11 protein-coding genes and 1 riboswitch are annotated in these 11,850 nt (G+C 61.3%); of the genes, 8 read left to right on the top strand and 3 right to left on the bottom strand.

From position 1 onward, the window contains the following. Positions 1-44: 44 nt before the first annotated feature. Entirely contained in the window at positions 45-377 is a 333-nt protein-coding gene (locus AC27VU_RS22850; RefSeq protein WP_003221050.1) for a DMT family transporter, read from the bottom strand. 102 nt (positions 378-479) lie between these two features. Between AC27VU_RS22850 and AC27VU_RS22845 the strand changes: the two genes are divergently transcribed. Next, the gene (locus AC27VU_RS22845) at positions 480-1,382 is read left to right on the top strand and encodes a LysR family transcriptional regulator (protein WP_045122268.1); all 903 of its coding nucleotides are present in this window, start codon (positions 480-482) and stop codon (positions 1,380-1,382) included. A gap of 11 nt (positions 1,383-1,393) precedes the next feature. Further along, on the top strand, positions 1,394-2,668 hold the full coding sequence (gene waaA, locus AC27VU_RS22840) for a lipid IV(A) 3-deoxy-D-manno-octulosonic acid transferase (protein ID WP_488724984.1): 1,275 nt from the start codon (positions 1,394-1,396) through the stop codon (positions 2,666-2,668). A 147-nt stretch (positions 2,669-2,815) separates the two neighbouring features. On the opposite strand, the gene AC27VU_RS22835 is transcribed toward waaA, so the two are convergent. Beyond that, a complete protein-coding gene (locus AC27VU_RS22835) occupies positions 2,816-4,249 on the bottom strand; it encodes a TolC family outer membrane protein (RefSeq protein ID WP_003221054.1) in 1,434 nt (477 codons plus the stop codon). 206 nt (positions 4,250-4,455) lie between these two features. Then, a riboswitch (TPP riboswitch) is annotated at positions 4,456-4,561 on the top strand. A 145-nt stretch (positions 4,562-4,706) separates the two neighbouring features. Here AC27VU_RS22835 and thiC point away from each other — a divergent pair. Both thiC and cytX read left to right on the top strand, forming a co-directional pair. Then, positions 4,707-6,596 carry a phosphomethylpyrimidine synthase ThiC gene (thiC, locus tag AC27VU_RS22830; RefSeq protein WP_041065780.1) on the top strand — a complete coding sequence of 630 codons (1,890 nt, stop codon included), beginning with the start codon at positions 4,707-4,709 and terminating at the stop codon, positions 6,594-6,596. Between the two features lie 186 nt (positions 6,597-6,782). Next, positions 6,783-8,075 carry a putative hydroxymethylpyrimidine transporter CytX gene (gene cytX, locus AC27VU_RS22825; RefSeq protein WP_488724983.1) on the top strand — a complete coding sequence of 431 codons (1,293 nt, stop codon included), beginning with the start codon at positions 6,783-6,785 and terminating at the stop codon, positions 8,073-8,075. On the opposite strand, the gene AC27VU_RS22820 is transcribed toward cytX, so the two are convergent. Further along, positions 8,044-8,790: an RsiV family protein gene (locus AC27VU_RS22820; RefSeq protein WP_103522583.1), complete on the bottom strand. Its 747-nt coding sequence runs from the start codon at positions 8,788-8,790 to the stop codon at positions 8,044-8,046. The two genes, cytX and AC27VU_RS22820, sit on opposite strands and share 32 nt — an antisense overlap. Positions 8,791-9,018: 228 nt before the next feature. Here AC27VU_RS22820 and AC27VU_RS22815 point away from each other — a divergent pair, with 228 nt between their 5' ends. The 4 genes from AC27VU_RS22815 (at position 9,019) to AC27VU_RS22800 (ending at position 11,844) form a co-directional block, all read left to right on the top strand. Further along, a complete protein-coding gene (locus AC27VU_RS22815; RefSeq protein WP_488724982.1) occupies positions 9,019-9,636 on the top strand; it encodes an NUDIX domain-containing protein in 618 nt (205 codons plus the stop codon). Beyond that, the gene (locus AC27VU_RS22810; protein ID WP_003221062.1) at positions 9,627-10,079 is read left to right on the top strand and encodes a DUF1249 domain-containing protein; all 453 of its coding nucleotides are present in this window, start codon (positions 9,627-9,629) and stop codon (positions 10,077-10,079) included. Before AC27VU_RS22815 ends, AC27VU_RS22810 begins: the two co-directional genes overlap by 10 nt. A 99-nt stretch (positions 10,080-10,178) precedes the next feature. Further along, positions 10,179-10,994: a 3',5'-cyclic-AMP phosphodiesterase gene (gene cpdA / locus AC27VU_RS22805; protein WP_488724981.1), complete on the top strand. Its 816-nt coding sequence runs from the start codon at positions 10,179-10,181 to the stop codon at positions 10,992-10,994. A gap of 241 nt (positions 10,995-11,235) precedes the next feature. Beyond that, complete coding sequence (locus AC27VU_RS22800; protein ID WP_003221066.1) at positions 11,236-11,844, top strand: YqiA/YcfP family alpha/beta fold hydrolase; 609 nt, start codon at positions 11,236-11,238, stop codon at positions 11,842-11,844. The last annotated feature ends 6 nt before the right edge of the window (positions 11,845-11,850 follow it).

Below are 11,850 nucleotides of genomic sequence, written 5' to 3'. Positions count from 1 at the left end.
CCCCCCCCCCCCCCGCTCCCACAGGGGATGTGCGTTACTTCAAATCAGTGACCGGCAGTTTTCGAGAACAGCTGGATGACCACCACACCGAGCACGATCAACGCCATTCCGAGCATCGCCGGCACATCCAGCTTCTGCCCATAAATGAACAGCGCCGCGACGCTGACCATCACGATGCCCATACCGGCCCACACGGCGTAGGCAACACCCACTGGCACAGTGCGCACCACCAGAGTCAGCATCCAGAAAGCGATCCCGTAGCCGACGATGACCAGAATCAGCGGCAGCGGGGTGCTCAAGCCTTTGACCGCTTTCATCGAAACGGTGGCGATCACTTCGGCGCAGATGGCGATAGCCAGGAAGGCGTAGGCGTTCATGTGTAGATCCTCATGTAAAACGTTGCTTGCTGAGGCGGCATTCTAGTCGATCGCCAGATGGGGTAAAGTCATTACCTATCTGTTTTCAAGATGGGCTGCAGCATGAATACTCAGTGGAATCTCGATCAACTGCGCGCCTTCGTCAGCGTCGCCGAGCAACGCTCGTTCTCCGCCGTGGCGCGCCAGCAGCGCAAGGCGCAGTCGGCGATCAGCAGCGCCATCGCCATGTTGGAGGACGATTTGGGTGTCAGCCTGTTCGAGCGTAGCAGTGGTCGCCAGCCCAGGCTCACCGAAGCGGGGGAAGCCCTGCTCGAAGAGGCGCGCGAAGTGTTGCGCCAATGCGCGCGTCTGAACGGTCGGGCGATGGCGATGATGCGCGGCCAGGAAGCGCAGTTGCGCGTGGCTCAGGATGAAGCGATGCCATATCAGGCACTGGTGGAAAGCTTCGATGCGCTGGCCGAGCAATTTCCCAGTCTCGAAGTGCAACTGACCAGCGCCGCCCAGGGTGAAGTCGCACGCAAACTGGTCGAGCGTCGCGCCGATCTGGGCCTGCTGTTCTATCACGATGAAATCCCCGAAGCGCTGGAACGACGGGTATTGGGCCGGGTGGAAATGGTCACCGTCTGCGGCATCAATCATCCGCTGGCGACGCAGTCCTACGTCACCTGCCAGCAACTGGCGCAGCATCGGCAATTGCTGATGTCGACGCAGACCAGCGTCTACCCCGGCAACGAACCGGCCAGCCCGCAAGTGTGGCGCGCCGACAGTTTCTATGTGATGGCCGAATGGCTGGTGCGCGATCTCGGTTGGGCGTGGCTGCCCCGGCATGTGGTGCAGTACTCGGCCTATCAGGGTTTGATGGTTGAACTGGACAGCGAATGGACCCCGCCGGCCTTGGTGGTGGAACTGGTCTGGCGCCGGGATGAACCCCTGGGGCCTGCGGCGCGCTGGCTGGCCGAACGTTTTGCCGTGCACTTGCGGGCGATTGGCGACAAAAGTCGATAAACTCCGCCGCCATGAATAGAACTCTCTACACCGCGCTGTTTTACCTGGGGCTGCCATTGGTGGCGATTCGGCTGTGGCTGCGCTCGCGCAAGGCCCCGGCGTATGCCAAACGGATTGGCGAGCGCTTCTCCTACGGGATGCCACCACTGCAACCCGGCGGGATCTGGGTGCACGCAGTGTCGGTGGGCGAAAGCATCGCTGCTGCGCCGATGATTCGCGCTTTGCTGCAACGTTATCCGCAGCTGCCGATCACCGTGACCTGCATGACCCCGACCGGATCGGAACGGATTCAGGCATTGTTCGCCAACGAGCCGCGTATCCAGCATTGCTATCTGCCCTATGACTTGCCGTGCGCAGCGGCGCGTTTTCTTGATCACGCCAAACCGAAACTCGCGGTGATCATGGAAACCGAACTGTGGCCCAACCACATCCATCAGTGCGCCAAACGCGGGATCCCGGTGGCGCTGGCCAATGGTCGACTGTCCGAGCGCTCGGCCCGGGGCTATGGCCGTTTCAGCAAGCTGACCGCGCCGATGCTTGCGGAGATGAGTTTTTTTGCGGTGCAGACCGAGGCTGAAGCCCAGCGCTTCCGTGATCTGGGCGCGCGCCCGCAGACGGTTGAAGTCACCGGTTCGATCAAGTTCGATCTGACCATCGACCCGCAACTGCTGCAACGTGCCGCTGAGCTGCGCGGACAGTGGCAAGCGCTGGAGCGCCCGGTATGGATCGCCGCCAGCACCCACGAAGGCGAAGACGAGGTCGTGCTCGACGCCCATCGTCGGCTGTTGGCGAACTACCCGAATGCGCTGCTGATTCTGGTGCCGCGCCATCCCGAACGCTTCAACTCGGTGTTCGAGCTGTGCCAGCGTGAAGGCTTTGCCACGGTGCGCCGTTCGAGTGGTGCCAATGTCGAGGCGAACACTTCAGTGCTGCTCGGCGACACCATGGGCGAGTTGCTGTTTCTCTACGCGTTGGCTGACAGCGCTTTCGTTGGCGGCAGCCTGGTACCGAACGGTGGGCACAATCTGCTGGAGCCGGCGGCACTGGCCAAACCGGTGATCAGTGGCCCGCATCTGTTCAACTTCCTCGACATCGCCGCGCAATTGCGCGAAGCCGGGGCGTTGGCCGAAGTGGATGATGCCGAAGGGCTGGCGGTGGCAGTGCAGCGCCTGTTCGAATTACCCCGCGATGCGCAACGCATGGCCGAGGCCGGGCTGGCGGTGATGCGCCGTAATCAGGGGGCGTTGCAGCGGTTGCTGGATGGGCTGGGCAGGTTGATTCGCTGATTTGCACTCAACCCCTGTGGCGAGGGAGCTTGCTCCCGTTGGGCAGCGCAGCTGCCCCAAGCCCTGATACATCGAGTTGCCAGGTTTACGACTGCTGCGCAGCCGAGCGGGAGCAAGCTCCCTCGCCACAGGTATCTTGTTTGCTGTTTACGGGCGCGCCTTGAGCTGTGCTTCCGCTGCCTTGGCCAGATCCGGCGGGAGGAAGTCCTTGTCCGGGTTGTAGTCGGGCTTCAGATAGCGCGCCAGGTCCTGCAAGTCACCCGGATTCAACGTTCCCGCTGCCTGCTTCAAACGCAGGTTGTCGAGGATGTAGTCGTAGCGGGTGTTGTTGTAGTTGCGCACCGAGGTGTACAGCTGACGCTGCGCATCGAGCACGTCGACGATGTTGCGCGTACCCACCTGATAACCGATTTCCGTGGCTTCCACCGCGCTCTGGTTGGAGATGATCGACTGGCGGCGCGCCTGCACCTGCTCGACATCGGTGTTCACCGCGCGATGCAGGTTGCGGGTGTTTTCCACCACTTGCCGGCGCAGGGATTCGCGCTGTTGCTCACTCTGATCCAGCTGCGCATAGGACTGGCGCACTTGCGAGCTGGTCAGCCCGCCGCTGTAGATCGGAATGTTCAGTTGCAGGGCCAGGGTGCTTTGCTCGACGTTGCCACCGTACGGAGTACCGAAGGCGTTCGGGTTGGCGAAGCCGAGGGCGTCGTTGTCACCCTTTTCGTATTTGGCCACGGCATCGAGGGTCGGCAGGTGACCGGCCTTGCGCTGTTTGAGGGTCTGTTCGGCGGAGCTGACCGCAAAGTTGCTCGCCAGCAGATTGAGGTTCTGTTTGCCTGCGGTGTCGACCCAGGCCTTGGCGTCGTTTGGCGTCGGCGGCAGGATCGGCAGCGTGTGAACGATGCCCTGAATCGAGTTGTACTGGCGGTTGGTCAGAGTGATCAGCGCTTCGAACGCATCGTCAACCTGACGCTGCGCAACGATGCGGTTGGCGCGCGCGGTGTCGTAGCTGGCCTGCGATTGCAGCACGTCGGTCTTGTCCGACAGGCCGACGTCGAAGCGCTCGTTGGACTGGTCGAGCTGACGCTTGAACGCGGCTTCTTCAGCTTTGGTCGAGGCCAGGTTGTCCTGACTGCGCAGCACGTTGAAGTAGCTTTCCGCCGATTGCAGGATCAGGTTCTGCTCGGTGGCCGAGAGTTGCAGGGCGGCCTGTTCGTTGACGTCCTTGGCGGCCTGGTACTGGAACCAGCGATCAGCGCGGAACAATGGCTGGGCCAGGGTCGCCTGATAGGAGTGCGCGCTGCGATTGGCAATGGCCGAAGGCTGGTCGATCGAGGTGCGCACGTCCGCCACTTCGGCGCCACCAGACAAGTTGGGAAGCAACCCTGCGCGGGCCTGTGGCACCACTTCTTTCTGTGCACCGTACTGGGCGCGGGCGGCGGCCAGATCGGCGTTGTTGTCGACCGCTTCCTGATAGACGCTGACCAGATCGGTCTTGGTCGACAAGGGCGCTTCTGCTGCCCAGGCCATTGCGTTGGACGCACAAGACACGGCAAGAGCCAGTGAAAGTTTGCGCAGCATGAGGCGATCCCTAGCAAAAAATATTATGAAAATAATGTGCGCGCCAAGGCTACGGCGCGGCCCCGGCAGCGTCAAGGCGCGCAAGGCACAGCGAGTGTAGTTGTGCAAACGTGCGGCAACAATCCTGCAAGTCCCGCTAATTACGCCATTCATCAAGGTGTTTGCTGCGGTGTTGGCGTTCTTTGCCGGTTGTGTCTAGACTGGCCGGGTTCTTGTCGGGGTGCCTTGCTATGAGGCTGAGATCGAATAATTTCGGATCCCGTTGAACCTGATCAGGTTAGCGCCTGCGTAGGGAACAAGATTTCTCGTCACCCGGCGAGTCCTCTTGTGCTTCGTCCGGGAAATTGTTCGACAATCGAACGCTCGACGACGATGCACAGCACCAGTCCTGGTGCGTCCGTGCCTTTCAGGTTCTGCTCCGACAATCCACTGCTGGATGCTGTCTGGAGAGCCCGTGATGACGACAAAATCAAAAAACGCGATCAACCTGAGTGACTCGGCCAAGGTCGATGAACAGTCCGTTCAACCCTTCACTCGTTCGCAGAAAGTCTACGTTCAGGGCTCGCGCCCGGACATCCGCGTGCCGATGCGCGAAATCACCCTGGATGTGACCCCGACTGACTTCGGCGGCGAAATCAATGCGCCGGTCACCGTGTATGACACCTCGGGTCCGTACACCGATCCGAACGTGGTGATCGATGTACGCAAAGGTCTGGGCGACGTGCGTTCGGCGTGGATCGACGACCGTGGCGACACCGAGCGTCTGCCAGGCTTGAGCTCGAACTTTGGTCAGGAACGCCTCGCTGACCCGGAGCTGACCAAACTGCGTTTCGCTCACGTCAACAACCCGCGCCGGGCCAAGGCCGGGGCCAACGTCAGCCAGATGCACTACGCGCGCAAAGGCATCATCACCGCCGAGATGGAATACGTCGCCATCCGCGAAAACATGAAGCTGCAAGAGGCCCGCGCCGCCGGCCTGTTGACCCAGCAACACGCCGGTCACAGCTTCGGTGCGAGCATCCCGAAAGAAATCACCCCCGAGTTCGTCCGCGAAGAAATCGCCCGTGGTCGCGCGATCATTCCGGCCAACATCAACCACGTCGAACTGGAACCGATGATCATCGGCCGTAACTTCTTGGTGAAGATCAACGGCAACATCGGCAACAGCGCCCTGGGTTCGTCCATCGAAGAAGAAGTGGCGAAACTGACCTGGGGCATTCGCTGGGGTTCGGACACCGTGATGGACTTGTCCACCGGCAAACACATCCACGAAACCCGCGAGTGGATCATCCGCAACTCGCCGGTGCCGATCGGTACCGTGCCGATCTATCAGGCGCTGGAGAAGGTCAACGGCGTCGCTGAAGACCTGACCTGGGAGCTGTTCCGCGACACGCTGATCGAACAGGCCGAGCAGGGCGTCGACTACTTCACCATCCACGCCGGCGTGCTGTTGCGCTACGTGCCGCTGACCGCCAAGCGTGTGACCGGCATCGTTTCCCGTGGTGGTTCGATCATGGCCAAGTGGTGCCTGGCGCACCACAAAGAGAACTTCCTCTACACCCACTTCGACGAAATCTGCGAAATCATGAAGGCCTACGACGTCAGCTTCTCGCTGGGTGATGGTCTGCGTCCGGGCTCGATTGCCGACGCCAACGACGAAGCGCAATTCGGCGAACTGGAGACCCTCGGCGAGTTGACCAAGATCGCCTGGAAACACGACGTGCAGTGCATGATCGAAGGCCCGGGCCATGTGCCGATGCAGTTGATCAAAGAGAACATGGACAAGCAGCTGGAGTGCTGCGACGAGGCGCCGTTCTACACCCTCGGCCCGCTGACCACCGACATCGCTCCGGGTTACGACCACATCACCTCGGGTATCGGTGCGGCGATGATCGGCTGGTTCGGTTGCGCGATGCTCTGCTACGTGACGCCGAAGGAACACCTCGGCCTGCCGAACAAGGATGACGTGAAAACCGGGATCATCACCTACAAGATCGCCGCCCATGCCGCCGACCTTGCCAAGGGCCATCCGGGCGCGCAGATTCGTGACAACGCCTTGAGCAAGGCGCGTTTCGAATTCCGTTGGGAAGACCAGTTCAACCTCGGTCTCGACCCGGACACTGCCCGTTCGTATCACGATGAAACCCTGCCGAAGGACTCGGCCAAGGTCGCGCACTTCTGTTCGATGTGCGGGCCGAAATTCTGCTCGATGAAGATCACCCAGGAAGTCCGCGAATACGCGGCCAACCAGCGGATCGACGCGGTCGACGTGGATGTCGCCCAAGGCCTCGCGGAACAGGCCGAGCGGTTCAAGAAGGAAGGCAGTCAGCTGTACAAGAAGGTTTGATCTGACCTGAAGTCTGCGGTGTCTGTGCTGGCCTCTTCGCGAGCAAGCCCGCTCCCACATTTGAATCCAGTTGTACACAAAACTTGTGTTCACGGGAGATCAGTGTGGGAGCGGGCTTGCTCGCGAAGGCGTCAGAACAGGCGCCAAGGATCTCAATGACAAAAATACTCCTCCGAGATAACACCCTTGAGCATTCAACCCAGCACTTATTCCCCCGACCTCGCCGTACCCGCCGACAAGCGGGTATTCGGCGGTCGCGATCTGTTTTCCCTGTGGTTTTCCCTCGGCATCGGCCTGATGGTGTTGCAGACCGGTGCCTTGCTGGCGCCCGGTCTCGGCCTGTCCGGTTCACTGCTGGCGATCTTCCTCGGCACCCTGGTCGGCGTGCTATTGCTGGCAGCAGTCGGGGTGATCGGCAGCGACACCGGCCTGTCGTCGATGGCCGCGCTGAAACTCAGCCTCGGCAGCAAAGGCGCGGGCCTGCCGGCGCTGCTCAACCTGCTGCAACTGATCGGTTGGGGCTCGTTCGAAATCATCGTCATGCGTGATGCGGCCAGTCTGCTCGGCACCCGTGCGTTCAGCGAAGGTTCGCTGTGGGCCAGTCCGATGCTCTGGACCTTATGCTTTGGTGCGCTGGCGACCCTGCTCGCCGTCAGCGGGCCGCTGACGTTCGTGCGCAAGATCCTGCGTAAATGGGGCATCTGGCTGATCCTCGCGGCCTGCATCTGGCTGACCTGGAACCTGTTCGCCAAGGCCGATCTGGCTGCGCTTTGGGCGCGTACCGGGGACGGTTCGATGCCCTTCGCCGTGGGCTTCGACATTGCCATCGCGATGCCGTTGTCGTGGCTGCCGCTGATCGCCGATTACTCGCGTTTCGGCAAGCGCGCGAAGAACGTATTTGGTGGCACCGCCATCGGTTTCTTCATCGGCAATTTCTGGTTGATGACCCTCGGCGTGGCCTACACCCTGGCGTTCGCGCCGAGCGGTGAAGTCAACGCGTTGCTGTTGGCTTTGGCCGGTGCTGGCCTGGGGATTCCGCTGTTGCTGATTCTGTTGGACGAGTCGGAAAACGCCTTCGCCGACATTCACTCGGCGGCGGTGTCGAGCGGGATTCTGTTGCGCTTGAAAGTCGAGCATCTGGCCTTGGCCATCGGCGTGCTCTGCACCCTGATCGCGCTGCTGGCGCCACTGGCGCAGTACCAGAACTTCCTGCTGCTGATCGGTTCGGTGTTCGCGCCGCTGTTCGGCGTGGTGCTGGTCGATCACTTCATCCTGCGCAAGCGCCGGGGCCAGGTCGCTGCGGCCGCGTTGCGCTGGCCGGCGCTGTTGGCGTGGCTGGGCGGTATCAGCACCTACCACTTGCTGGCGAATCTGTATCCGGATGTCGGCGCGACCCTGCCGGCGCTGGTGCTGGCAGGGCTGCTACAGCTGGTGCTCGGCCGAGCCTTCAGCTACGGCCCGGAAACAGCTCGGGCTTGAGGATGCCGTTCAGGCGCGAGTAAGGGATCGTCATTTCGATCAGGCCCAGCGCGTAAGGCGCGATGGTGCTCACGTTGTACTTGAGCACCACGCCGCCGGTTGTCAGGGCCACGTTCGGGGTTTTCACGAATGGCCAATTCTTCACGAACTCCGGTTCCTGATCGAGCCTGGTGTTGATCAGCCAGCTGTTGTGCACTACCTGTGCGGCTTTCCAGAACATTTCTTCCTGACCCGGCAGCAACATGTCCGACAGGCTCAGCACTTTGTGCTGCTGACGCGAATAGTTGATGAAGCCGCGCCCCGGTGTGTCATGAGCGCCACCGGTGTCGAGGTAGCTCGACAACTCGATGATCACCAAGCCGTCATGCTGCTCACGTACCTTGGCCTGCAAATAGCTGCCGTAGTGTGGGTCGGCGGTGCGCAGGAACTGATCACGATAGGCGGCCAGCGTTGGTGCCACCGGCGCATTTGGCTCGCTGCGGGTCATTTGCAGCAGACGCTTTTCAATGATGCCATCCAGTGCCGGCTCAGCCGGGAAGCGCAGGGTATCGATGTTTACCAGTGGGCAGTCCGGGCCGGAACAGCCGGGTTTCAGGGTTTCCGACGCATCGCGGGTGGTTTCCAGCGGCGTGCGGTAGCTGGGCTGGAACAGGCTCGAGCATGCGCCAAGAGTCAGGGCGATGGCGGCCACGGAGGCAATTTTGAAGAGCGACATGGGCGTCCTTTGTGAAACAGAGGAAGGCAAAAAGTTATCCGCTTCGACTCTCGTCGAGGCAGTCAGTTCGCCACTAAGCTAATTAGAGTGGGTTTCGCCTCCACCGTCCATCCCGCTGACGGTAAAGGGGCTGCATCAATCATCGCGGGCGCGTTAGGATGGCGCGAAGTCGAGGTTGCCAGTCACCCAAAGCAACCTCGAATCGGATTTGCAGTAGAGAGGATGCTCATGACTGATTTAGCCAACGCCACTCCGGCCACCGTCGATGTTGTAAAGCGCGAGCGCTGCTACGAGGGCTTCTACAAGCTCGACCGTTTGCACCTGCGCCATGAGCTGTTCGCCGGCGGCATGAGTCGCGAGATCAACCGCGAAGTCTTCGTGCGTCACGATGCCGTGTGCCTGCTGCCCTACGATCCGCAGCGCGATGAAGTGGTGCTGCTCGAGCAGTTTCGCGTCGGCGCCATGGGCAAGACCGACAACCCGTGGCTGGTCGAACTGGTCGCCGGTCTGATCGACAAGGCTGAAGTGCCGGAAGAAGTTGCTCACCGCGAGGCGCAGGAGGAAGCTGGACTGGACATCAAGTCCTTGTGGCCGATGACCAAGTATTTTCCGTCGCCGGGCGGCAGCAATGAATTCGTGCATTTGTACCTGGGGCACTGCAGCACCGACGGCGTAGGCGGCCTGCATGGGCTGGAGGAAGAAGCAGAAGATATCCGCGTCACGGTCTGGGCGTTCGAAGATGCCTTGCAGGCCGTCCGTGACGGACGCATTGCCAACGCGGCGAGCATCATCGCCTTGCAATGGCTGGCGCTGAACCGCGCCGAAGTGAGGGGGTTATGGTCGTAAACAAGCTGCGCGATCGTTATCGAGTCGACCTCGCGGGGCTGCAAGCTGCCTGCGAGGCCAACTACGCGCGCCTGATGCGACTGGTGCCGGACATGCGCAACGAACCCGAGGCGCGGCGCATCGCCGTGACCCAGGGCGAGCAGATGCTCGGCGTGCTGGCCCTCGAAGTGCTGCAGACCTGTCCGTACACCACCACCTTGCAGGTGCGTCAGGAACACAGTCTGCCGTGGCTGCCGGTGCCGCAGCTGGAAGTGCAGGTCTACCACGACGCGCGCATGGCCGAGGTAATCAGCGCTGAACATGCACGACGCTTTCGCGGCATCTATCCTTACCCGAACGCCGCGATGCATCAGCCGGATGAAAAGGCCCAGCTCAATCTGTTCCTGGGGGAATGGCTGAGCCATTGTCTGGCCCTGGGGCACGAGTACGAAGTCGTACGCTAGTTGTGAACTGCGTCCGGTTCGTCGGTTTCCTCTTTGTGTCATCCCCCAGCATAATTGCGCCACTCAACCGATTCCGTGCTTTTGCCCTGGGAGAACGCCTTGCCGAGCGTATCCACATTGACCACCGCCGAACCGGCGTTGCTGGTGCAGTTATCCGACAGTCATCTGTTCGCCGAGGCGGACGGCACGCTGCTGGGCATGAACACCCGCGAGAGCCTGCAGAAGGTCATCGAGCTGGCGCTGGGTCAGCAGCCACAGATTGATCTGCTGCTGGCCACGGGGGATATTTCCCAGGACGGCACCCTCGAGTCGTATCGACAGTTTCGTGACCTGACGCGGCAGATCAGTGCGCCGGCGCGCTGGATTCCCGGCAATCACGATGAGCCGCGAATCATGGCCGAGGCCGCGGAGCAAAGCGCATTGCTGGAATCGGTGGTGGACATCGGTAACTGGCGGGTGACCTTGCTCGATTCGGCGGTGCCGGGTTCTGTGCCGGGTTATCTGCAGGACGATCAGTTGCAGTTGCTCGCACGTTCGCTGAGCGAAGCCCCGCAGCGCCATCATCTGGTGTGTTTCCACCATCATCCGGTGCCGATCGGTTGCGCGTGGGCGGAGCCGATCGGCTTGCGTAACCCGGAAGCGTTTTTCGCGGTGCTGGATCGTTTTCCGCAGGCCCGCGCAGTGCTGTGGGGGCATGTGCATCAGGAATTCGACCGCGAGCGCAACGGCGTTCGGCTGATGGCCTCGCCTTCGACCTGCATTCAGTTCGAACCGGGGAGTGAAGACTTCAAGGTGGGCGAGCAGGCGCCGGGATATCGCTGGTTGCGGCTGTTGCCGGATGGACGGCTGGAAACCGGCGTCGAACGGGTTACCGACTTCGAATTCACCGTCGATTACGGCTCCGAAGGCTACTGATTTCGATCAAGAGCCCCTCACCCCAGCCCTCTCCCGGAGGGAGAGGGAGCTGACCGAGGTGTCTGGCGTTATCCATCGACCTGAAAGAATGTGTCTATTATGGATTCGCTGAAACTCGCTCAAGTCGGTGTAGCTCTTGAATATCCCCCATTCAGTCCCCTCTCCCTCCGGGAGAGGGCTAGGGTGAGGGGCTTTCTCCCTGTAAACTCCGCTATCTTTCGCCGACACTCAGGGAGCTCAAATGTCCGGTTCGATCCTCTATATCCACGGTTTCAACAGCGCCCCGGCTTCGAAAAAGGCCTGTCAGCTGGTCGAGGTAATGGAGCGGCTGGGTTTGAGCGACCAATTGCGTGTCCCGGCGCTGCATCACCACCCGCGAGAAGCCATCGGTCAGTTGCAGCAGGCGATTGCCGAGCTGGGCCGGCCGTTGCTGGTGGGAAGCTCGCTCGGCGGCTACTATGCGACTCACCTGGCTGAGCGCCACGGCTTGAAAGCCCTGCTGGTCAACCCGGCGGTCAGCCCGCACCGGATGTTCGACGGATACCTGGGCACGCAGAAAAACCTGTATACCGATGAGACCTGGGAATTGACCCGCGACCATGTGACGGCCCTGGCCGAGCTGGAAGTGCCGGCGCCCGTGGATGCACAGCGTTATCAGGTGTGGTTGCAGACCGGCGATGAAACACTGGATTATCGCCTCGCCCAGCAGTATTACCGGGCCTGTGCTCTGCGCATTCAGGCCGGCGGCGACCATGGTTTCCAGGGTTTTGCCGGGCAATTGCCGGCGTTGCTGAGTTTTGCCGGCATTGGCGCCGATTTGTATCAGGCAATCGATTTCACCGCACTGTGAAGTCTT

This window comes from Pseudomonas sp. 14P5.3.2, from assembly GCF_057799175.1.
The sequence above is the reverse complement of the archived record's forward strand: the minus strand, read 5'-3'. Positions and strand labels throughout refer to the sequence as shown.